General features: G+C 55.2%; 15 protein-coding genes and 2 pseudogenes. 5 read left to right on the top strand and 12 right to left on the bottom strand.

Annotated elements, in window-relative coordinates:
• Nucleotides 1-69: 69 nt before the first annotated feature.
• The gene (locus J4772_RS05200) at nt 70-3,972 is read right to left on the bottom strand and encodes a carbohydrate binding domain-containing protein (RefSeq protein WP_209074411.1); all 3,903 of its coding nucleotides are present in this window, start codon (nt 3,970-3,972) and stop codon (nt 70-72) included.
• A 231-nt stretch (nt 3,973-4,203) separates the two neighbouring features.
• Nucleotides 4,204-5,103 (bottom strand): helix-turn-helix domain-containing protein, encoded by a 900-nt coding sequence (locus J4772_RS05205; protein ID WP_209074412.1) that lies wholly within the window; start codon nt 5,101-5,103, stop codon nt 4,204-4,206.
• 151 nt (nt 5,104-5,254) lie between these two features.
• On the opposite strand from J4772_RS05205, the gene J4772_RS05210 reads away from it, so the two are divergent.
• Together J4772_RS05210 and J4772_RS05215 are read left to right on the top strand one after the other, a co-directional pair.
• Nucleotides 5,255-6,259, top strand: a complete 1,005-nt coding sequence (locus tag J4772_RS05210; protein ID WP_209074413.1) for a Gfo/Idh/MocA family protein — start codon at nt 5,255-5,257, stop codon at nt 6,257-6,259.
• On the top strand, nt 6,256-7,251 hold the full coding sequence (locus J4772_RS05215) for a Gfo/Idh/MocA family protein (protein WP_209074414.1): 996 nt from the start codon (nt 6,256-6,258) through the stop codon (nt 7,249-7,251). Before J4772_RS05210 ends, J4772_RS05215 begins: the two co-directional genes overlap by 4 nt.
• 13 nt (nt 7,252-7,264) lie before the next feature.
• On the opposite strand, the gene J4772_RS05220 is transcribed toward J4772_RS05215, so the two are convergent.
• Nucleotides 7,265-8,470: an MFS transporter gene (locus J4772_RS05220; RefSeq protein WP_209074415.1), complete on the bottom strand. Its 1,206-nt coding sequence runs from the start codon at nt 8,468-8,470 to the stop codon at nt 7,265-7,267.
• Nucleotides 8,471-8,610: 140 nt separating this feature from the next.
• Here J4772_RS05220 and J4772_RS05225 point away from each other — a divergent pair, with 140 nt between their 5' ends.
• Entirely contained in the window at nt 8,611-9,492 is an 882-nt protein-coding gene (locus tag J4772_RS05225; protein ID WP_209074416.1) for a LysR family transcriptional regulator, read from the top strand.
• Nucleotides 9,493-9,558: 66 nt separating this feature from the next.
• On the opposite strand, the gene J4772_RS05230 is transcribed toward J4772_RS05225, so the two are convergent.
• The 7 genes and pseudogenes from J4772_RS05230 to J4772_RS37490 all read right to left on the bottom strand — a co-directional run bounded on the left by J4772_RS05230 (nt 9,559) and on the right by J4772_RS37490 (nt 17,110).
• Nucleotides 9,559-10,200, bottom strand: a complete 642-nt coding sequence (locus J4772_RS05230) for an NAD(P)/FAD-dependent oxidoreductase (RefSeq protein WP_371822885.1) — start codon at nt 10,198-10,200, stop codon at nt 9,559-9,561.
• Nucleotides 10,161-11,462: an NtaA/DmoA family FMN-dependent monooxygenase gene (locus J4772_RS05235; RefSeq protein ID WP_209074418.1), complete on the bottom strand. Its 1,302-nt coding sequence runs from the start codon at nt 11,460-11,462 to the stop codon at nt 10,161-10,163. Before J4772_RS05235 ends, J4772_RS05230 begins: the two co-directional genes overlap by 40 nt.
• Nucleotides 11,463-11,641: 179 nt before the next feature.
• Nucleotides 11,642-12,709: a hypothetical protein gene (locus J4772_RS05240; protein WP_209074419.1), complete on the bottom strand. Its 1,068-nt coding sequence runs from the start codon at nt 12,707-12,709 to the stop codon at nt 11,642-11,644.
• A 37-nt stretch (nt 12,710-12,746) separates the two neighbouring features.
• Entirely contained in the window at nt 12,747-13,415 is a 669-nt protein-coding gene (locus J4772_RS36905) for a vWA domain-containing protein (RefSeq protein ID WP_247741166.1), read from the bottom strand.
• A gap of 78 nt (nt 13,416-13,493) precedes the next feature.
• A pseudogene (locus J4772_RS36910) lies at nt 13,494-14,003 on the bottom strand (TerD family protein); the annotation flags it as partial.
• A 362-nt stretch (nt 14,004-14,365) separates the two neighbouring features.
• The gene (apgM, locus tag J4772_RS05250) at nt 14,366-15,604 is read right to left on the bottom strand and encodes a 2,3-bisphosphoglycerate-independent phosphoglycerate mutase (RefSeq protein WP_209074421.1); all 1,239 of its coding nucleotides are present in this window, start codon (nt 15,602-15,604) and stop codon (nt 14,366-14,368) included.
• A 19-nt stretch (nt 15,605-15,623) separates the two neighbouring features.
• Nucleotides 15,624-17,110 (bottom strand): annotated as a pseudogene (locus J4772_RS37490) (DASS family sodium-coupled anion symporter).
• Nucleotides 17,111-17,232: 122 nt separating this feature from the next.
• Here J4772_RS37490 and J4772_RS05260 point away from each other — a divergent pair.
• A complete protein-coding gene (locus J4772_RS05260) occupies nt 17,233-18,123 on the top strand; it encodes a LysR family transcriptional regulator (protein ID WP_209074422.1) in 891 nt (296 codons plus the stop codon).
• 79 nt (nt 18,124-18,202) lie between these two features.
• Here J4772_RS05260 and J4772_RS05265 read toward each other — a convergent pair whose 3' ends face one another.
• Nucleotides 18,203-21,448: a glycosyl hydrolase gene (locus J4772_RS05265; RefSeq protein ID WP_209074423.1), complete on the bottom strand. Its 3,246-nt coding sequence runs from the start codon at nt 21,446-21,448 to the stop codon at nt 18,203-18,205.
• A gap of 162 nt (nt 21,449-21,610) precedes the next feature.
• On the opposite strand from J4772_RS05265, the gene J4772_RS05270 reads away from it, so the two are divergent.
• Entirely contained in the window at nt 21,611-22,486 is an 876-nt protein-coding gene (locus J4772_RS05270) for a helix-turn-helix transcriptional regulator (protein WP_116058556.1), read from the top strand.
• 295 nt (nt 22,487-22,781) lie between these two features.
• On the opposite strand, the gene J4772_RS05275 is transcribed toward J4772_RS05270, so the two are convergent.
• Entirely contained in the window at nt 22,782-23,705 is a 924-nt protein-coding gene (locus J4772_RS05275) for an ROK family protein (RefSeq protein ID WP_247741167.1), read from the bottom strand.
• Between the last annotated feature and the right edge of the window lie 14 nt (nt 23,706-23,719).

The raw sequence follows: 23,719 nt of genomic DNA on the forward strand, positions 1-23,719 counted from the left end.
AAGTTAGCCCGGCAATAGAGAAATCAAGGCAGAGATAGTCGACTATCTCTGCCTTGATTATAATGGCGATCAGGATTTGTCAACTAGTCTGATGAACAGATCGTCGAACCAGGCCGTCCCGTTGACCCCCCATAGCTGCGCCTCAAGTTGCAAGGAGCTTGCCATCGGAGGAAGCGTGATCTTACCGCTGACGTACGTCCAGTCGTTCGTTCCGTGCAGCACGTTCGGAGCAATGTTCGCCTGCAGCCACTTTCCGTTCGAATCGAGCGCGATGGCCTGGAGCTGGGCCCCCATGCTGCCCGGACTTACGCCCGACGTCTTCACCCAGCCTCCGAATTCGTATTCCTTGCTCATTTGCAGATTGCTTCTTTTCGTATACCAGGTCGAAGTCTGGTTTGCCGTATTCGTAATCTTAAGCGACTTCTTCCCGCTATAATAAGTTGTACCGTCCCATTCGAAAGGCGTGCCGGAAGACGTCCAGCTCCACCAATCCGCAGGACTTCCCGAACCGACCTCCGTGCCCGGGTTGGCGATGCCGGTATCGGCCGAATTCAGCTCGAAATCATCAAACCAGGCCGTACCCGTCGCGGCGAACAAGTTGCCTTCCACGAACAGATATGCCGTGCCGGCCGGCGGGTTTAAGCTTAATGCATATCTCTTCCAATCGGTCGTTCCCGTCACGAACGGCGTCCGATAGGTAGCGAGCACGTTCATCGCCGCATCTTTGGCTTCCACCGAGATGAAAGCGCCTTGGCTGCCCGAGATCGCCGACGTTTTGATCCATGCCGACAGTTGAATAGACGGCGTCGGGGCAGACACCTCCACTTGTGCGTACCAAGCGGAATTATCGGTTGACGCATGACTGATTTTCAGCGATTTGCCGCCCCAATGGAAGGTACCTGCATCCCATGTCAACGCGCCGTGCCCCGACTGGTTCCACATGGTCCAATCCGCCGGAGCTGCAGAGCCGTTCTCGGCGCCTCCGTTCGGATTGTCTATCTTCTTGGGAAACTTCAATGTAAAAGCTTCGTTGCTGTCGATCTGAAATCTCGGGTAATAGCCTCTGAATCGAGCGCCGTTCTTGACAGTTAACGGCTTGGGCGAGCCAAATTCATAGCGAATCGTCTGAGGCGAAGGCGGCTGATAGAAAGCAAGGCTTATCGTCGTTTTCTCGATTAACGTCCCGGCATAAGTATCGCTCAACGTATTCGCGCTGCCGTCCGACCAGTAAGCGGTCGTAACATTCCTCGGCACGATGCCCCCGTCCTCGACGAAATAACCGCCCGGATTGGGACCTTGGACCTTCATCTCGATCCGATCCGGGTAAAAATCGTAGACCATCGTCTCGTCGCCCGCTACCGTTACGATTTGCTTATGCGTTGCGGATATCGATTGGGCGGTCACCGAATCCGCGGCATAATAACCGCCATGCTGGCCGGCCAGAGCCACCTCCGGCTGTTCCTCGAACCGGATATCGTCAAACCAGACCGTGCCGCTGTTCTCGTACAGGTTCGCCCCGATTTGGATCGTCGCCGTACCGAGCGGCACGGTCACGTCCGAGGTGAAATACGTCCAATCTTGAGTTCCCACGTTGGAATAAGCGTCTGCGCCGCCAGTCGCTCTGATCGTGTTGCCGGAGGAATCCAAAAATTGAATGTTCAGATAGGCGCCTCGTCCGGCGCTGTTGGGTCCGATAAGATTGTCCGTCTTGATCCAATAAGAAGCCTCATAGTGCTTGCCCGGAACGAAATTCGTCGTCTGCTGGTACCAAGTAGAGTTGGCCGTCTGCGCCGAATTGTGAATTTTAAGCGATCGGCTGCCGCTGTGTTTCACGGAGGAGTCCCACGTAAACGTGCCGTTCGCATTGTTCCATGAATGCCAATCGCTTGGAGCTGTCGTGCCGTTCTCCGCACCCCCGTTCACGATTTTATCGGAGTACGCGTTGGCGTCGTATTTGAAAACCATCGGAGCACTGAAAATATCCAGGCCTAGGTTTTGCCTATTGTAGCCGAGCTTGTCTTGTACATAACCGATAACTCCCGCATTCTTGTACACTCTGACTTTGTATCCGTTCTCGTAATCGGAGTCGATCTCGTAATAATCGTAGTCCGTCGAATCGGTCATAGACAAAGTATTAGAGTATGTTTCAGAGCCAATCGTTACGGAAGCTTCCGACGAATAGCCCCCCTCGTTCTCCGAAGTATCCACGGCGGAAACCTTGTAATAATACGTCTGCCCTTGCTCGACGTTACGATCGTTGAAGGCAGGCGCGTCTCCGGCCGGAATCCAGATCTCCCCGACCTTGTTGTCCCTCGACGGGGCGAAGCCGCTCGTATTGCCCCGATAGATTCTGTAGTAGGACAGATCCGCTTCGGTTCCCGCCGTCCACGACAGCGTCGCCTTCTTGAAATCTGCGGAGGCGGCGCTGAGTCCGGTCACTTGTCCGGGAGCCGAATCGTCGGGAATATCCGTATAAAAATAAATCGTATTGGCCGGTACCGTATCGGTGAACGAAACGCCGTTAACGGTCTTCGTCCCGAAGCTGGACGGAATTTCGCCGAATTTGTCCACCAGGTCCAGCGAGGCGGAAGAAAAACGATACTTCTTGAAGGTTGTATTCAATGCGCTGTCCAGCGCGAAGCTGACGTTGGCATCGTTGTCCGACCAGTTCACCGCGATAATCGTATGTTTGCCTTCCGCCGTACGGATCATGGCGGGGATGACTGCTTCGTCGCTCGTGACGGCCTCATACGTCGTCGAACCTCTGGGTACAAATTTGTAGGCGAGCGCCGTCGCCTTGTAATTCGGCCTTGGCGTGAAGTTCTCCTGTTTGCTGCCGATCATGCCGAACCCATAATCGCCGAAGCTGGTCGAGGTTTGGTTGGAGCCGGGTGGCCACGTCCAAATATCGTCCGCGAACGACCATCTGCCGAACTCGCTCACCCCGGTCCTTAAGCCGTTGGCGATTAGCGCCACCGCATTCAGGCCGTCCTCCGGCCTGCGAATCGTGCCGGTAGGCGTATAATCCGTAATCATGATCGGCTTGTCGGCGCCGTCCGGATCGTTGCTCTTGACGATATCGATAAAGCTTTGGAGCAGAGCGACATACGAGCCGTCCGTCGCTTCGGCTTTCGTCTGTCCGGAGTGAATCGTGTAGGCGTCGAGGCTGGAAGGAATATTCAGCGACAAGTCGTCCAGCCAGGCGGCGGTATCGTGATCGCTGTAGCCGATTTCCGGACCGATCAGCTTGACGTAAGCCAACAAGCCTTCAAGCTGCAGCCGGTCATGGACCGCCGTCATGGAAGCCTTGTAATTGTCCAGCTTGCTCACGCCGGGAGGAGCAAGGAAGAAGTTGTTCGGCTCCCCGGAGAATGATACGTATTTTACGTTCGTGAACCCCTTCGTCACGACCAAGTGCTTCACCATGGCCGCAATGTGTTCGGCATATTCGGGAATCTGACCGACGTTAGGGCCGGTATTGACTTTATTTTCGGCGATCAGCCACGGATACATGACTCTCGGGTCGTCCACCATAACATCGACGAATACGTCGACGCCCATAGCCTTGAAGGCCTCCAGATATTTGTACAGGGAACGCATTTCGATGCTGTCCCACGTAAAGCCGGAATCCAGCATCACGTCCGGATCGTTGTTGTCGTTCTCGGGCTCCCACCATGAACCGTCAAGCCATAGGCGAGCGACCGTCGTGCCCGTCTTCTTAAACTGCGTCATGATCGCCGCCAGATCGTCGTCGTTAAAATCCTTCACCTGCCAAGAAGCATGATAGCCGAAAGGCATGATCGTCCCGCCCATTCCGAGCGTCGTACCGCCGTAGGCCGGGCTATTGTTCCTTAGTTCAATGTCGACCGTCGAGCTGGCATAAACTTTGTTTGCGCTTTCATAATAGGGGAGACTCCCCAGCGTTAATGCGACAATAAGTCCGAGCACAAACGACAACTTCAACCTTGTCACGATTACTCCTCCTTGATTGATTTGTTTAAGGCGACTCTATCAGACATTGCGCCTGTCCAAATCGTAAAATGAACGAACCGGAAAATCGACTCTAAAGTTTCTACTTGGCACTCTCTTTTCTTGTTGGCAAATGAAAGAGGCTCACTCGTATGAAAAATGCGGCACCTGCTCCGAATCTCGGATAAGGCGCCGCATCTTGTTCTTAGGGGATGAAGCTTATGATCTCATTCGCTATTCCCTGACAAGCACAATGGCATTGATCTTTTGTTTAAATTCCTTCGGGGTGCATCCGTTAAACCGCTTGAACAGCTTGAAAAAGTGCGCCATGTTCTCGAAGCCGACGCTTCTGGCGATATCGTCGATATTTCGGCCGCTGGTAGCGAGCAAACGCTCCGCTTTGGCGATTTTCTTGCGATTTACGAAGCTGATGAAGGACAATCCCATCGTTTTCTTAAACGCCTTCGAGAAATACGAGTAGCTCATTCCCGCAAGCCTGCTGACTTCCTCCAGCTCGATCCTGTCTGAGAAATTCTGCTCAATGTATTCCAATACCGGCTTCATGGCGTCGGAATTCGCGCCGCCTTGGGCTTGAAGCAGTCCGCGTGAATCCCCTCTCAGCAAGGTGAGCAGCAAATGCTTGATTTGCATACTGGCCACAATCTCGTAACCTACCGGTTTCTCCATGATTTCCGAATGAATGCGTTCGATGATAGATCCTGCCTCGGCGCGCAAGACGGCATTTTCCCGAAAGATGTAGTTCAGTTCTTCCAGCGGGCAGGAAACCTCCGAGAAATGACGGTAGTAGCGCATCATAGAGGGATCGAAATACGTTTCCAAATCGAAGTGAAGCACGATATACACGAGCTCCTTACTTATCGGCCGTCCTCTGTGAAGCTGGGACGAGCCGATGACCACCACGTCCCCTTCATTCAGCGTATAGGAACGGTTTGGCGTAAACATGTTGTGGGCGCCTTGCTTTACCAAGAGGAACTCAACCTCTTTATGATAATGCCAGGTAGCCGGCAGCATCGACTCCTCCTGCCGAGCCGTTCCATCCCTTTCCTCGAATTGCCATACTTTGAGGCACAATACGGGATCCTGGTAGTGAATCGGTTCTTTGAAGATTTCCATCGGCGAAAGCATCCTCCGTTAACCGGCATGGCGAAATTGGATATAAATCGGACAAAACCCGACGTATACCTGCCATCTTAATAATTGTATCGTAACGGTAACACGTTTTCATTATATCTATCTCATAACGATTACGAAAAGAGGGATTGCCATGAAAGTCGCCATTGTAGGCTGCGGAGGACTCGGCAACGTTCATGCAAGCGCCTATGCGAAAATAGCGGGCGTAACTGTTGTCGGCGTCTACGACACCGAGACGGCAAATATGCTGCAGATGGCCGAACGAATCGGTGCGAAGCCGTATTCATCTTATGAAGAGATGTTGGAACAATCCGGCTGCGAGGCGGTTAGCGTGACCGTGCCCAGCTACCTGCACAAAGAGATGACCTGCAAAGCCGCACAGGCGGGCAAGCATGTCATCTGCGAAAAGCCGATGGCCTTAAATCTGGAGGATGCGGCGGAGATGCTGCGAGTATGTGAACAAAATAGCGTACATTTATACATCGGCCATGTCGTTCGCTTTTTCCCGGAGTATGTACAAATGAAGGAGCAGGTGGCGAGTCAGGCTCTAGGCCGAATCGGCGTCGCCCACCTGAAACGGATCGGCGGTCATCCCGGCCACGCCCGCAGCTGGTATACGTACGACAGCTTGAGCGGCGGCGTTGTACTGGATTTAATGGTCCATGACCTTGACTTCCTGCGCTGGTCCTTGGGCGAAGTCCGCTCGGTATATGGCGTACGCAAGCGCAAGGAAGACGTAGATCATGCGCTGGCAACCCTTATTTTTGAAAGCGGTGCGGTTGCCAATGTTGAGGCGTATTGGGGCTACCCCGGCCCGTTCACGACAGCGGCGGATATTGCCGGCAGCGGCGGCGTCATTCGCAGCGACAGCTCCAAATCCGTCTCGCTCCATATTCGTAAAGCCGCTTCCGCCGGTGCCACAGGTCCGTTCGTTGAAGTTCCTAATAGCCCGGTGTTCAACAGCCCGTATGAGCTGGAAATCCGCCATTTCCTCGATTGCATTCAAAATAACAGCAAGCCCGTCGTTACGGCGCACGACGCCTATAAAGCGATGGAAATCGGCCTTGCCGTCATGGAATCCTCGCAAAGCGGGCAAGCCATTTTGTTGAATCACGGTGTTCGGGAGGGTTCGAAATGAATAAACTAAAGGTCGGAATGATCAGCTTCGCCCACGGCCACGCCTTCTCCTATCTAGACGTCCTGCTTAAGCTGCCGCAGGTCGAGGTGGTCGGAATTGCCGATGAAATCAAGAGCCGTGTTGATGAAGTCGCGACAGCAAACGGATTGCGCTATTACGAGGATTACAAAGATTTGCTTGCCGACGGTGAGATGGATGCAGTTATCATCTGCTCGGAAAATATCCATCACGCCCAGCTTACAATCGACGCCGCTCAAGCGGGGAAACATGTGATCTGCGAAAAACCGCTAGGTATCTCCATTGACGAGATGGAGCGGATGATCTCCGTCTGTAACGATAACAATGTGACGTTGTTCACCGCGTTCCCTTGCCGTTATATCGCTCCGGTGATCGATGCAAAGGCGGCCATCGATCGCGGCGATATCGGCGAGATCCTGTCCATCAAAGGAACGAACCGCGGTTCTATGCCGGGAGGTTGGTTCGTTAAGCCGGAGCTGTCCGGCGGCGGAGCGCTGCTCGACCATACGGTCCATGTCATGGATCTTATGAACTGGTTCACGGGAGCACAGGTCAATGAAGTATACGCCTATGCGGCGACGCTTTTCCATGAGGATTTAGAAGTTGACGATACCGGGATGATCCACGTCAAATTCGATAACGGGGTATTTGGAGTCATCGATACGAGCTGGTCGCGGCCGAAAGCATTCCCGGCATGGGGCGATGTGACGCTGGAAATCATAGGCACTAAAGGCTCCATATCCGTCGACAGCTTCAATTCGAAGAACGACCTTTACAGCGAGCAGTCGGGCAAAGGCCTGTATTTGTCTTGGGGAGATTCGATGGATTTCTATATGATACAAGCTTTTGTCGACGCGCTCATCGAAGGCCGTCCCGCTCCGATCTCCGGCGTTGACGGCATGCGGTCCGCTGAAGTGGCGCTTGCGGGATACGAATCCGTCAAGACCGGACAGCCTGTGAAAATTCGCGGCTAATCTTCGGGGGCGCTCAAATGGCCCTCTTCGCCGTTAGGGGGCGGACAGCCGACTTTCGTCCGATGCTCAGTTGAATGATCATCATGACGACGACGAGCGCCGCCAAGCCCGCAATGGCTGGAACGTAGCTGTCCGCGACGTCATGGACAACGCCGACGAACAAAGGTCCCAGCGAGGCGATCGTGTAGCCGCCGGATTGCGTCATGGCAGACAAAGCGCTCGCCTCCTCCGCGCTTCCCGATTCGTCAATGGGCAGCATCAGCGCGATCGGGAACAGACCGCCCGCGCCGATGCCGAGCAGAATCGCGATTAGCCATGGAGAAGCATGGGCCAACAATAGAAGCAAGCCGATCAGCTCCAAGGCGGAGCAAGCGACCAGCCATACCGCCTTCCTCCCGTAACGGCCGATCAGCAACGGAATCAGCAGACTTACCGGAATCTGAATCAGGGTGAACAAGGTCAGCACCGATGCCGCCGTCTGCCTGTCGAAGCCCATCTCCTCTACGATCGGAGCCAGCCAAGCCGTCATCGAATAGAACATGATCGCCATGATGCCGAAGAAGGCGGTCAGGAGCCAAGCCCGTTTGCTGCGGAGCAACGCCCGTCCGTGCGACTTTGCGTCGCTGCCGGCGCCGGCTTTGCTCCGGGTGTTGGCCGCTTCGCCCGCAGGCAGAGCCGACTTTGCCGGCCTCCACCAGAAGAACAGAGCGAGGAATGCCAGTACCGCCCAAGAGGCGGTCGACGCCTGCCAGGAGTCGAATGCCGTCTGCAGCGGAACGGCCAGCCATGCGCCAAGCGCGGCACCGATGACAAGCGACATCGAATATACGCCTACGATCGCCGACGGGTTGGCGAAATGCCGTTTGATGAAGCCGGACAGCAGCGGCCCGGTCACGGCGATGCCGACTCCGGCCAAGAGCGCGGTCGCCAGCAGCAGCCATTCGGTGGAAGCGGCGTATCTCGCCGCCGTCGCCGCGCCGATCAGCAGCAGACTGTAGGCGACCGTTCGTTCGATGCCCCAGCGCGAGCTGAGCTTGACGGCCGCAGGCGCAAATAAACCCATGCAGAGCACGGGAAGGGAAGTAAGCAGACTGGCTGCGGATCCGCTCATGCCGAGCGAATCCCGGATCGTTCCGAGCAGCGGGGATACGGAGGAAATAGCGGGACGCAAATTCAGAGAAGCAAGAAATAGGGCGGCAAGCAAAAAAACGAAACGCATCGTATACTCATCTCCATCCGATCTTGTTGCCAAATGCCTTAAGGTTGGTGTTAACAGTGTATAGCGGAGTATACGATTGATCAATACTATTATTTCTATTATTATCATTGGTAAAACCAATGATAAAGAGGCGATTCCTGTTGGAAATCCGGCAGCTTCAGTATTTTATGGCCGTGTGCGAGGAAATGCACTTTACCAAGGCGGCGGAGAGGATCGGAATATCCCAGCCGACGCTCAGCCAGCAGATTCGCGCGCTGGAGGACGAGCTGAATACGCCTCTGTTCGATCGGCTGGGCAAAAAAATCGCGCTGACCGAGGCGGGTTCGCTGCTGCTTCAGTACAGCTCCCAGATCGCTCGCGATCTGCAGAACGCCAAAGATGCGATTGCCGATCTGCGCAAAGCGCAGCGGGGCGCTCTGCGCATCGGCGTGCTTCCGTCGGATCTCGATTACCGCATTACCGGACTGCTGACGGAATTCCACCGCCAATTTCCGGGAATCAAGCTGCAGGTATTCGCCTCGGTCGACATTTTGCAGCTTGTGCTGGACAACGAGGTCGATATCGGCATCAGTCTCGAAGGGCCGCCGGACGACCGGCTGGTGAGAATTCCGCTATGCCGAGAGGAATATGCGATCGTCGTGTCCGGCGGCCACCCGCTCCAGAGCAGGAAAGAGCCGCTCCGTCTCGACGAGCTGAGGACGATTCCGATGATCATGTACCCGGAAGGCTACATCGGGCGGGACATCGTCGAGAGCTTCACGCGCAAGCGCGGCTTTACGCTGAATACGACGATGGAGACGACGTCGGCCACCTCGGTGCTAAATCTGGTTAAAGCGAATACGGGAGCGACCGTCCAGCCTTACCCGCTCATTCAGCAGATCAACGATCCCGAGCTGATCTGCGTTCCAATTGTGGAGGAGACGCCGTACCGAAGCCTGGAAATTCTCTACCGCTCCGACCGTTATCTCGGCCTGGCGGCCAAAGCGTTCATGGACCGAATCGTCTCCTTCTTTTCCGATTGAGCCAAAATACGGCGGCTTTAACTATACGAGCAAACGTTAGCGCCCGATGCTTTTCGAATCGGCAGGTCACCGCGCGCGAAACTTGTCATGCTCCGTGGACCAGATCGGCAATACTTCTTTCCCCGGCTCGATATACGCTTTGACGCGGTTAATGGCGGCAGGCCCCTCCATGAAGCCTCCCGCGATCAGGCCCGGCAATTTGCCGGGGTAATCCGCGACGTCCCCCGCCGCGAAAATACCCGGGATAGACGTCTGCATCCAGCTATCGACGACGATTCGATCGCGCTGGATTTCGAGCCCCCAGTTTTTAATTCCTCCCAAGTCCGGCCTTACCCCATGGCATACGATAATCTCGTCCGTGCGGAGCAAGACGTTCTCTCCGGTTTCGAGCCGCTCGACCGTAACGCCTTCGACGCGGTCGCCATCCCCTTGAATCTCCTTTATCCGGGATGAAGTCATCACGTAAACGGGAGATTTGCGCATTTGGGCCACACTTCCTTCATGAGCTCGAAACGTCTCCCTCCGATGAACGATGCCGACGAATTCCGCAACGTTAGTCAGCGTAAGGGCCCAGTCCACCGCCAAATCTCCTCCTCCGGAAATAAGCACTCTCCTGCCGCGAAAGCTTGGCGGATTCCGAAGCTTTCGCGGGTTCCGACCGCGGAATATTAAATACCCAAATGCTCCTTCAGCGTCGATCCGGCGTATTCGCTTCTGAACAAGCCTCGCTCCGTCAGCTGCGGCAGCAGCTTCTCGAAAAACAGCTCCATCGACCTTTCCGAGCCGCCCGGCAGAGCGATAAACCCGTCGATAGCGCCGGCTTCGAACCGCTGCAAAATATCGCCTAGAACGTCCTCGACCGTCCCGACCGATACCCAGTGCGCCGAGCCGACAACCTCGGGCCTCGCTAGAACCTCCGCCACCGTCGGCTCGTTATTGGCGATAAATCTGCGCAGCAGCTCGGCATGCGTTCGGCTGCGGACCGGCAGATTCGGGTCGGGAAGCATCTCGGCGGACACGCGATCGTTCAACTCGCAAGCGGTCAAATCGAGACCCAGCACGGATTTAAGCGCTGCATGCCTGCGCTCCGTGCTTAAATGCGCGTTGGCGGTTGCGAACAAGGCTTGCGCTTCCTCGCGGGTATCGGCCAAGAAAAAGTACAGTCCGGGCAAAACCTTGACCGCATCCGGACTGCGTCCGTGCTCCTCCGCTCTTCTTCTCAGATCCCCGCGCAGCTCCACCCCGGACTCCAGATCCGGCATTGCCGCAAAGATGGCATCCGCTATGGAAGAGGCGAAATCGCGGCCGATATCCGAAGCGCCCGCTTGGAACAACGGAATGGCGCCCGCTTGATGGGCAGGCATCGTGAGCGGTCCTTTGACATTGTAATACTCGCCCGAATGATGAATCGCGGATACTTTGTCGGGATCGGTGAATTGGCCCGACTCGCGGTCGACCACGATCGCTTCGCGCGGAAAGCTTGCCCAAAGCCTGCGCACGACATCGGTAAATTCCTTGGCCCGCGCATACCTCGCTTGCGGAGACGGCATGGGCGAATCGCCGAAATTTTCCGCCCCTTCGATCGAAGTGACAATGTTCCAGCCGGCGCGTCCGTTGCTGAGCCAATGCAGGGATTGAAGCTGCCGGGCGACGACATACGGCGGATTAAACGTGGTGGACACCGTCGTTACCAGTCCGATTCGCTTCGTCTCGCGGGCAATCGCCGCAAACATAAGCGTAGGGTCGGGACTGCCGTAGTTGGCGGAATCCCCCAGCATCTGCGGACTGATATAGAGATAATCCGCCCTGAACAAGAAGTCCAGCTTGGCGTTCTCCGCCAGCTTGGCCAGCTCGATATAGTAGTCGATGGAGTCCATTCGCTCCACGCCGCTGTCCGGATGTCTCCAGCCGTGTCCTTTCATCCAGGTTGCCGATAAATGAAATCCGATACATAGTTGCTTATTTGCCATCGCTTGCTGCTACCTTCTTCCTAAACATAGTAATAACGATAATCATTCTCGATTACTAGTTTAACAAGCGGTGCTCTATAAGCAATACACTAATCGTAAATCCGCAATGGACAATTATCGAAATCTTCGGCGACGGCTCGTCCGCGGACAGGCCGTTGCCGCGAAGCTACGCTCAACCGTTACTCCCAAACGGCATTGCGGTCGATCCAGGAGGCGGCTCGTCCGAGGATGCTCGCCTTTAGCAGCACCAGCTCGTCATAATTATAGAAGAAACGAACTTTGCGATCCGCAAGCGAATCCCCTTCCGGGCGCACGGTCATCACGAAGTAGGACCACGACTCGGCAAAATCCTCATATACGCTGGTCATGGCATAACCCGTCACGTAATCTTCCTCTTCCTCGCTGACGGCCTTTTTCCAGAACTGCTTATAAAACTGGTAAATGTACGAGTCTTGATACGGGCAGCCCTCGTCCAGCATGTACGTATCGCATTCGCTTTCGTCCGCGTACGGATCGACCTGCTCCGCGTTCAGCGACAGCAAATGGCCGAATTCGTGAATGTCGGTCATGACGCGTTCCGTCTCGTAGGTCGATTGAATTTGATTGGCGGCATAGGTCCAATTCTCGTAATCCTCGTCGTCTTGAATGACGTAAGCGAGCAGATCGGCATGATCGTACAGCTCGAAGTTCTTCACCATCTGTCTATGATCGGAAGGAATTATCCAGGCGAAGCGATCCCACAGCCAGGCGTAATATTCCTCTTCCTCATCGGACGGCGTCAAATCCAGCTCGTTGCCCTCAACTTCATAGGAAGCCAGCACATCGGCCTCCTTCTGACTATCCAACTCGTCCACGTCCCATTCCTCGGAATACGTCAGATCGCCTAACCACTCCTCCATTTCTCCGATCATACGCTCGGACCAAAGCTCGCACTCGTCGGCATCGCCGCAATCGACGATATAGCTGCAGACGCCGGGCTCCGCTTCCTCTTCGTAAGCCTCGCAGCCTGCCGTTCCTATCGCTTCCGGCTCAACCGCATCCTGTTCCTCTGCTGCCGCCACAGACGTTCCCGCGACAGCGCTCCCCGCTCCGCTCGAAAACGCGGGTTCTGCATCCTCAAGACTGCAGCCCGAGAGCGCTGTCGCAGCTAGCAAAAGCAACAGGCAAGCCCATTTGATCAGTCCGTTTGCTTTTTTCCATTCCCCTGACTTACGCCCCATCCCGTCAACCTCATCCCGTCGTATCATATTCGTACCCTGCCGTCACTCCCGAGAACCCCATGTCTCAGCGGAGAATGCCTATCGCTTTCGCTTCCTTTAGCCACAACGGAAACTCGTTCAATAGCTTGTCGTACAGTTCTTCATCCGTAATCGTAGTAATGTCGGCAATAGGGAAGAAATTCGCGTTATCGACAACCCTTCCCGGCAGCGTATCCAGTTGACTCAACACCTCGAAATCCGAGTCGCCGATGCCGACGAACTGCCAGAAGATCGGATGAACGGCCGCTTCCGTCAGCGTCTTTTTCGTCGGGTTCACCACGCCGCCGTCATTAATGAAAATAATGAAGACAGGCGTGGAATCCGGCTCCTCCTTCGTATACTTGCGAACGATGTCCTCCATCACGAGAGGCTCGTTATTTCTCCCGAACTTGTGAATCGACGGATCGCCAAGTATGCGGGACTGCACGTAACCCGCGAAATCGCGTTCAGTAACGGATGGCAGCCGGCTGAACTCATGGTCGTACACCCAGACGTCCAGCTCGCCATTGTCGTCGAACTTGCAGGCGATCGCCAGTATTCGCTCTACAACCTCTTGCACGGTTCCGTTGTTGTACAATTTTCTCATCGATCCCGTGATATCCAGCACCAGGCCGACTCTGGCGACGATACCCGACAGCTTCTTCTTTTCCAATAGCAGTCCGACCGTTTTTTTGCGGAGATCGATGGTCGACAGCATTAACGGTTCGGCCGCAGCCGCAGCCTCGGAAACTGCGTTCTCCTCCTCGCGCACCTCAAGTCCGAAGCTTTCGCACAGTGCGCGCAGACCGCCGAAGAAGCCGCTCCCGACCGCGCGAAACTTCCACTCTCCCTGATGTCTGTACAGCTCGCCTGCCACGACCGCAGTCTCCTTGTCCAAATCCGCGCCGAAGTCGAAGCGGCAGATTTCCTCTCCGGCGGCCGTATCGACAAGCCGAATATACAAGCCGGATACGCCGCTCATCGTGTGCCCTTGCTGCTCGCCTTCGTAGATCGTGACCGTCATCGCGATTTTATCGGCATCCTCCGGCAGATCGGGAAGCGATACTCGCAGCTTCTCCCGACCTTCTCCGCCCGAGGCGGAATGAGTTACCGCTCCGCCAAGCGCATGCGGATTGCCGTAAAAAACGAAATACTCGTCCCGCTTGCACCGCCCCCGCTCCGACAACACAAATCCGGCGGCATCGATGCCGATTCCGGGATTGTCGCACTGCCAGCCGAAAATAACGTCCAGCTCGCGAACATTCCTCCCCTTCGTCACATCGCTCTTCTGTCCCTTGATCATCGCCTGTTCCGCCTCCCCCTATAAGCTCTTTTCAACATAATTCGACGCGACCCGATGAAAATCCCTTGCAGCCCCTTGGACATTTTGTCGGCATACTAAAAATAAAATAGCCCCGACAATCCCGCGTAGTGCAGGATCATCGGGGCGTGCCGGCTTCGGTTGGCCGCCAAACCATTTTTGTATGATTTTCCGTATAAAAATCCCGTTTCGAGCCGCCGATTACGGCGCTTTGTACGATAAATCGTATAAAATCAACCTCTGATGGTCAACTCCGGCTGATTTGTATGACGTTTAGTACAAAATTCAAATATCCGACCGACTCCGTTCGAACCTGCCTTGATGACATTCTGGTCCGCTTCTGGTTAATTCCCCTGTTTTTTCACCCTGCCCATCAAATCGTGCAGCGTTCGGACAAAATCCATTCCGGACAGGCGTCCCAGACCTCCGGAAACGCCATCGCATTCATTGTAATGAAGAACGCGGTCCTTGCGAATTCCGGGCCCGCAGATCGCAATCGGAACAGGCTCGCCCGAATGCTCTCCGACTTCGCAAGGGGTCGAGTGATCGGCCGCCAACGCCAAGTAAGCGTCCTCGGGCATATCCCGAAGCAGAAGGCCGACCAGCCGGTCGAACAGCTCGACGGCTTTGGCCTTCTCCAGCGGTTCGTTATCGTGACCTTTCAGATCGGGCGCCTTCACATGAACGAGTACCAGATCGCAGTCGGCCAACTCGCGGAGCGCCAGCTCGGCCTTTAATTCGATGTCGGTATCCATGTTGGCGGTCATGCGGGAATCTGTGACGGGCTTAAAGCCGGCCAGCTTAGCGACGCCCAGCACCGTGCTTTCGCCTGCGATACAGCTGCCGCGGATGTTCAGCCGCTCGCTAATCGGCGTCAGCTCCGTCATCCGTCCGACTCCTCTCGTTAGGATGAAATTAGCCGGCTTCTCTCCGCGCTGCACCCGCGCTTCGTTGACCGGGTGGCGGGACAGCAGCCGATGAGCCTCCTGCAAAAAACGATTCAGCACCGCGGCCGTCCGTTTCGCCTCGTCCGAGTCGTCCAGCGGTTTGACCTCATGGTACGGACTCCCGTCATTCGGAGCCTTCGGGTCGGAATCGCCGATCCGATCGCTTAGCCCCGTTCCGCGAAGCACGAGCACCGCCCGGTGTTCTGTAGCCGATTTCAAATAAAAGGTCACGCCGTCGATCTCTATCCCGCTTATGGTCTCGGCGATCCGGTCCGTGCCTTCGCGAATTCTGCCGGCTCTGCGGTCGAGTACGATTCCGCTCGAATCGACGGTGGCGTAATTGCAGCGGAGTACGATATCTCCGGGCTGCACCTCCATCCCGACTCCCAGCGCCTCAATCGGTCCGCGGCCGGGATAATCCTGCGGCTCGTAACCGAATAAAATCAGATGGCCCATATCCGTGCCTACCGGAATGCCGGGAGCGATCGGGTCCATCATGCCGTTAATCCCCGCGGATGCCACTCGGTCCAGGTTGGGCGTATCGGCGTATTCCAGCGGCGTTTTATCGTCCAACTCAGCAATCGGCCTGTCTCCGATTCCGTCGGCAATAGCTATAATGACTTTTCTATGCAGCATGGTTTCCTCCTGAATGCTTCTATATTCCGATCACCTTGAACCAGGTAAACACGGCCAAGCTGATGACGCTGGCGCCGATAAAGCAAGTGACGATGGCATACTTTACCTGATCCCATACGGAGAAATAGCCGGTTCCGAAATAAATCGTGTTCACCTTCGAGTGCGGCGGAAGCGTAATCGTGTAAGTCATCGTCATGGCGGCCGCCAAGGCGAGCGGCACCGGATCGATGCCCAACGTTTTGGCCAGCGCAATAAACGCCGGAATCAGAATCGTTACGCGAACCGTTTTGCTTGTGAAAATAAGATGGCTGTACATACTTAGGAAAATGACGCAAATATAGACGAGCGCATGATTCATATGCTCCAGGCCCAGCGCATCAACCACTTTACCGATGATCCATTCCGCGCCTCCCGATTTGTCCAGCGCGTTCCCGACCGCATACGCGCCTGCGGCAAAAATCATCAGCTCCCACTTGATATTCGCTTCCTTCCAGGTCATCATCCCGACTCTGGGCAGCAAGCACAGGAGCGCTCCAAGCACGGCCGTCTGTTCGGTGCTGATCTCGAATCCGAACCAGCCTTGATGATAATCTCCGGTAGCCCACAGCAGGACGGTAAAGATGAAGATGGCCAGCGCTTTCTTCTCCGCCAGAGAGAAGCGGCCTAATTTGTCCAGCTCCTCCTTCAACGTGTCCCTGACGTTATTAATGCCGGTCTCGCTGTTCACGGAGAACAGCTTTAATCCAATAAAAAACGTAATGGTCATCGTAATGATCGCGGTAGGCATGGAGGCCAGCAGCCAATCCATATATCCGATATGGCCTCCGGCCTGTTCGTTGATGAACCCGACCGCGATAATGTTGCCGGACGTCGCCGTCATAAGCCCGAGGTCGCCAGCGCATCCGCCTGTACGCCTTGAAGCATCATAGTTTTGCCCAAACGGCTTTTGCCCGGAATCGCTTTGTAAACCTCAAGCAGGATCAAGCAGATCGGCACCATTAGCGTTGCTCTTGCCGTCGTGGACGGAACGAAGAAGGCCAAAATAAAGTTAATGACTACAAGCAGGAACAAGGTTCTTTTGGGCGTTTTGCCGAACTTCGTTATCATCCACAGGGACAATCTTCTGCCCATATTGGACTTCACCATCGCCGACGTCAAAATAAATGCGGCTACCATCAGCCAGATCACGTCGAACCCTAAAGTTCCGAATGCAACTCCCTGATCTTTGACCGCCCCAACCAAAGGCAATAGCAAAATCGCAATAATGGACGTCAAATAAATCGGAATGGGCGTCGTAATCCATAGGATCAACGCTCCGGTAAAAATGGCCAGCGCGCGCTGCGCCTCCATGCTAAGTCCGTCGGGTGTCGGCATGAAGAAGAGCAGCAGCGCCACGAGGATCGCGAGCGGAATTCCGATCTTCTTCATCGTCTCCTCTACCTTGCTTTTTTTCTCGGAAGACGGCTCTTTCCCGTTCTTATCCGCAGACGCATGCACTTCCGACATCTAATATCCTCCTCATATCGCTGATGTTATCGCTTTCATCTTAGCCGACAGAGTAGTATAATACAATTTGATTTAATTTGAATAACCATAACAAAACGTTATGGTTAGAAGGGACGAATGGAATGAATATCAACAAGCTGCAAACCTTCATTACGTTGTCCGAGTGCTTAAACTTCACCGAAGCGGCCGAGCTGCTTTACTGCTCCCAGCCGTCCGTCAGCATGCAGATCCAGAGCATCGAGGACGAACTGGGCGTTCCGCTCTTCGACCGAATCGGTAAAAAGCTGTACTTGACCAAGCAGGGCGAGCACTTTAAGACCTATGCGGAGCAAATCGTCAACCTGCTCCATTCGGCGAAGGATCATATCCGGCAATTGGAGGATTTGAGCTACGGAACGTTGTCCTTCGGAGCGAGCAACTTCGTCGGAGTCTATCTGCTCCCGCAAGTTTTGCGAAGCTTCTCCAAAGCCTTCCCGAACATCAACATTAATATGAACATCACTTCTTCCCGTCATCTGATTCGCATGATGGAAACGACCAAAGTGGAGCTGCTCGTCATCTCCGACCGGATCGCCATGGACGAAGCGAGCTTCGAAAAGAAGGTTTTCTATGAGGACGAGCTTGTGCTGATCGTGCCGCCGTCCCACCCGCTAGCCGGGGAACGAAAGTGTACCTTAACGGATTTCGCCAACGACACGTTTATTATGAAACCGGACAAATCCGCCACTCGCACCTATTTGGAGATGAAGTTCCAAGAGTATGGCTTCAACCCGCCGAAATATATGGAAATTAGCAATACGGAGGGCATCAAGCAAGCGGTGATCCACGAGCTTGGCGTATCGCTTGTCTCGAACTTTGCCGTTCAGCAGGAGCTAAAAAGCGGATTATTAGTACAAATTCCGTTGGCGGACATTCGTTTTCATCGCGGAATCAGCTATATTTATCATCGCAGCAAGTACCTTTCCCCCGCTGCCAAACAATTTATTTCGTTGCTGGAACAGCATTTCGGCTGAACCAACAAACAAGGGATGTCCCCAGCCGTCTCACATGACTGTACAGAACATCCCCTGCGTATGCGTTCTTTCGCACTGCTTACTCTATTACCTCGACAACGAAGTCGGCGAACAATCCGTAGTCGATCAGATCAAACTCCTCTGCCGGTGGAGGGCCGAACATCGGCGATTTCTTCCAGTTGCCGGGCCAGGCGGTATTGCGGGGCTTCATCGGATCGAAATGCGGCCCCATCAAGTTTTTGAACGATCCGCAGACGCGGACAGTCACCTCGGCGATTGAACCGGGCTGCGCGTATGGCGTGATGTCCAGGCTGTTCTCGCGGTCAAAACCGATCATTCCGGCATTCTCGCCGTTCACTTGAACGCTGGCAATCGTTCCTCTCCAATCGGGCAACGAGACTTTGATCTCGCGGGCGGCGTCCGGAACGGGTACTTGCTTGGTATAGGTAAACGCCGAACCGTAAAACGGGTATCCCTGCTCCTTCCATGTACCGGCTGCAGGCGCGCGTTCAGGTTTGCCGATGACCCATTCCCCTTCATTCTCCGTTACACCGAAGTCGCCCGTCACATACACGGCCTCGATTTCCATAAAAATCGAGAACGGCTTCGCCTCAAGCCGAATCACATTCTCTCCACCCCGGACGGCTTCGCGAATCGAGGCTTGCCCCATATGGTGGTCCAGCCAGCAGGTGCCCGAGCTCATTTCGATAGCAACATCGTTGACGCGAATGTCGTACAGCTCCGGACGCTCGACCATCAGCTCGATTTTCTCGGGAATTCCTTCCCCCGCTATGCGAAAACGGTACTGTACCGCAAGCCCCGTCCGCTCGTCGAACGACGCTTCCCGGTCGAGCAGCCGGCGCTTGAACTGTACCCCGTTGTCCCAAGGATTCATTGAAAAGCCGTGATACTCAAAGGCGAAGCGGTTCGCTTGCGTCGTGTACAGCCCCGAATAGGTTTTTTCCCCCAAAGTAAGATCGCAGTAGGAGATGGGGAAAATGTTCGGCTGCTCGGGCGTGACGACCGATGGTTCCGCCGAAAGACGGCTTCTCGCCGCTTTTGCGTCTCCCGACGCATGCATGCCGTCAACGTCTGCTGAAGCATTGTTAATTTTCTCAGGATACACGCGGATGAGCAGCGAACCGGAGCCGGCCAGCGAAACCGGGACCGCAAGCTGCCCCTGCTCGGCCCCCGCTAACGAAGCCACCGGGCTGTAATCTGCCTGAGCCGCGAGGATATCGAGCCCCTCCGAAAGCGAAGTCACCGAGCCGGTAAGAGGGTCCCAGATTTCTCCGTAACGTCCCGGAATGACAAAGGTGTCCTCGAACCCTTGCGCAAAGCTGTTAACGATAAAATAAAACGTGCTCCCGTCGTCCATCTCGCGCCGCAGCTGCGTAACCCCGGCTCGCTCCCGGACACCGGACAGCCATACGGACCGTGGACGAAGCGTCTCCCGCAAAGCGGAATCCGTCTGCGCGAAGCCGTCGACGGCGATCCAGCCCTGCATGCCCGTTAGCTCGGATGCCTGCCAGCTTCGTCCTTCCTTCCGGCTCAGCCCGTCGTTCCAGGCGATCACCCTGCCGCCGCCGGCCATAAATCCGCGCAGCAGCTCCACCGTCTCGCCCTTCGCATTCAGCATGCCGGGCGGTACGATCACGACGTCGTATGTCCGGTTCGCGACTTGGATTTTCGCTCCCGAAACCGCGCCATGACGCGCCATTATATACTCGTCGCACCAGTCGTAATCCCAGCCCACGTCGATTAAGCGCTGGGCCAGCTCCCGGGTTTGAACGATGCCGAGCTTATAGCTTTCGTTATTCTCCAGATCGCCCGGAGTGAACAGGAAAGACGACGTCGTCGGGTTAAGCACGAGAATCCGGTTGTATGTCTTGCCTTCCGACAGCGCGAAGGATAGCCGCGAGAAATAATCGTTCAGGCCGCGCAGCTCGTCCCACCAAGGCTGCCGCCAATCGAACGATTGCGGGTGGTCCCGCTTGCGCGCGCCGACAATCGTCGAATACGTCAAATGCGGATTCAGAAAATTGATCCCGTTGGCGTACAGCCAATCTCCGATTCGCTTGAAATCCTCGAACGAAGCGTCCCAGCCTCCCGCGCCGAACGCTTCGCACAGCACGCGAGGACGGTCGAATTGGTTGGCCGCGCTGTGGACCTCCCGGATCCCGATCGCCAGATGGCTCGTCTCGGCCATGAGATCGTTAGCCGGAGCATTATCGCGAAACATATGAGTCAGGAGCATATCGATCGCCGGCCAATGCATGTACTCGTACATGGACATGACGGCCGGAGAACTCCGATGGAACGGATGAGGCCAGTTGTGCTCCAGATAGTGGCCGGTGTAGGCGATCCCGTTCCGCTCGCACCACTCGGAAATCGGACGCACCGAATTGTCCGTCCACAGCTGATGAATCGTGGCGTAGAAATCGTACCGCACCCGGGCCGCGTCCCTCTCCGGGTTCGCGCTTACGGCATCGCGGAACAGGAACGGCAAATAATCAAGCAGATCGTAGCCGTTCCGCTTGGCGAATTCGGAGGCAAACCAGTAGCTGAACGGAAGGAAATCCGCTCCCTCTTGGAACAGGTTGCCCGGCGATATTTCCGGCTCGTCCGTGAACAAAGCGGGAATCGACGTTCCGAACCGGTCGCCGAACCGGCTTCGATACTGTTCGTGCGTCGTCCGCAGGAAATGCTCGGTCACTTCCGGACGCAGCAGGTCTGTATAGGCAAAGCCGCCGAGCCAGTTGTTCGTCTCCGGCGTGCCCAGTTCGAACACCCAGAAGCTTTCCCCGCGGCTCGCCCACTCTGCGGCGGGCAGCAGCGTGACGTCCTCGGCGATTTCCCAGGTCTCCGCATTGCGAAGCATCGCGAAAGCGCGGATCGGCTTGCCGGGCCGGTTCAGCATGGCGGAAGGCACTCGCGTGAGCCGATCCAGCTCTTCGAGCTTGTATTCCTTGAACAAAACGCAATTGGCCAGACAATCCGGAAGCTCCGATGGCACATGTCCGCCGGCAAAGCCGGAAGGATACGAGTTCTCGTCGTAAATGTACAGCTTCAGGCCGAGACGCTCCGCCTCTTCCAAAGCAATCCCCCACAAGGAGAACCACTCCTCGGACAAGTACGGCGTAATCAAGCCCGGCCTCGGGTGCACGAACGCGCCGCCGTAGCCTTTGTCCGCCATTTTCTGCAATTGAAGGCGAATAGACTCGGGCTCCATCTCATCGTTCCATACCCACAAAGGGGCCGGGCGATATTCCGAAGTCGGCTCGACAAACTTGCCGCGCCAATCCATCTCTTTCCGTTCGCTCATCTCCGTCATCCTCCGTCTCGCGTAATCTCTTTTGAATTCCTTTGCACCCATTCGGCGATTGTGAAATAATAGTTTGACAACTCAAGTGTATCCGGTTTAATTCCAAAACGCATCACAGGAAGTTGAGAGAAAATCCTAGTATCTTGACGGAGATGTTATACGATGACCTCATTCAGCGAAAATTTTGCTTCCCTCTGGACGGAATCGTCCGTGCGCCTTATTGCGACGCCAAGCAAAACCGCCAGATCCTCGTTTTTCTACGTGCAGGAGGTCGGCCATTTCCAGACGCTGCCCGGATATTTTACGGAACGGGAGCATTTGAATTCTTATTTAATTGTATATACGGCTGCGGGAACCGGAACCTTGAAATACCGGAATCGTTCCTATACGCTTGGGCCCGGCCAACTGTTTTTCATTGACTGTATGGAGCACCACTACTATACAACGGATCGGCAAAACCTGTGGGAGCTGGTCTGGGTTCATTTCTACGGGGGCACAAGCCGGGGGTATTACGAACAATTCGCCAAAAGCTCGAACCCGATCCTCTCGCTGGACGCGGCGTCGCCGATTCCCGACATGCTGGGGCAACTGATCCGGCTTCATCAGCAGAAAGATTACGGAACCGAGCTGCTTAGTTCGCGACTGCTGGTCTCCCTATTGACGGAATTGCTGTTGTCGGCGAGCCAGCCTCAAGGGGATATGGACATGTTGCCTCATTTTATCGCGCCCATCGTCGACTTTCTGGACAAGCATTACACGGAGAAAATTCGCCTGGAGCAGCTTGCCGAGCAGTTTGCGCTTAACAAATTCCATCTCGCCAAGACGTTTAAGAAATATATGGGGGATACTCCGAACGAATACGTCATCAACCTGCGGATCAACAAAGCGAAAGAATGGCTGAAGTATTCCAACGTTCCGGTGGAAGAAATCGCGGCTAGAATCGGGATTGACAATGTCACGCATTTCATTAATTTATTTAAAAGCAGGGTCGAAACGACGCCATTAGCCTTCCGCAAAAAATGGCATTCTCTGAATTGAGCGCTGTGCCGAATGCAGTTTTGACTAGCGGAACCGCACCTATCGGCAAAAAGGGGCTGTCTCATAGGTAGAACTGCTTAAGATGATCGATATGTAAAGTAAGGTGTATATACCTCCCGTAGACTGCCTCATACGCTCCTGAAATCACATTGTGACGGGTTTACCCATTCAAATTTCAGGAGCGTATAGCATCGGAGGGAGGTATATACACCTTGCACCTTTATTATCGATTATCTTTTAGAGCAACTCGAAGAGCCTATGAGACAGCCCCTTTTTCGTCCTTCTGCTGCGCTGTCTACTTCGATGCGTTCAGCTCTGCTACATACTCGAAGCCCAGCTTCGCCGCGCCGAGCATCCCCGCTTGATTTTTGAAGGCGGCGGGAACGAGCTTCATGCTTGCCACGGCCGGGTTGGCCTGTTCGCGAATGTGCCGCTCTAGTCTCTCCCACCACCATTCTTGGGTGTCGATCAGCCCGCCGCCAACGATGAACAGATCCGGGTCGTACACATTCGCCAAGCTGATAAACGCTACAGCCAAATCGGATATGAAGGCGTCGAGCGTATCGCATGCGGCAATGTCGCCGGCTGCCAGCAATTCGAAGAACTGTCTGCCCGAAGCGATCGCTTCCTCGCCGCGGCGCTCGTTGTAGCTTCTATAGAGAGCGGTGCCCGAGCCGTATTGCTCGAAGCAGCCCCGCTGTCCACAATTGCACGGCCTGCCGCCGGGGTACAGTATCATATGGCCGATCTCTCCTGCGCTCCAGCGGCCGCCCCTGACGATTTTTCCGTCGACGAATACCGCTGCCGCAATTCCGGTGCCCAGCGTCACGCACACCGTCGATTGTTCGTTTTTCCCCGCTCCCAGCCACATCTCTCCGATGCCGGCCGTGTTGACGTCGTTATCGACGATCGTCGGAATGCCGTGCCTGTCTTCGATATGCCGCTTCAGATTCAGCCCGGTCCAATTCGGAAGATTCGATGTGGCGTAATAGACGCTGCCCGAATCCACGTCGATCCGCCCCGCGCTGCCGATACCGATCGCATCCGGCTTGCAACGGCTGCGCAGCTCGGTAATCAGCCCGTCTATTCCTGCCAAAACGTAGTCTTTCCCTTTGGAAGCATCCGTCGCCCGATACTCGACGTCAAGCAGCGACCCGTTATCGTCGACGATTCCGCCGGCGATTTTCGTTCCGCCGATGTCTATGCCAAGCGCGATCATTGTCTTCACCTCGC

This window comes from Cohnella sp. LGH (assembly GCF_017671885.1).
In the GTDB taxonomy this organism is placed as follows: domain Bacteria; phylum Bacillota; class Bacilli; order Paenibacillales; family Paenibacillaceae; genus Cohnella; species Cohnella phaseoli.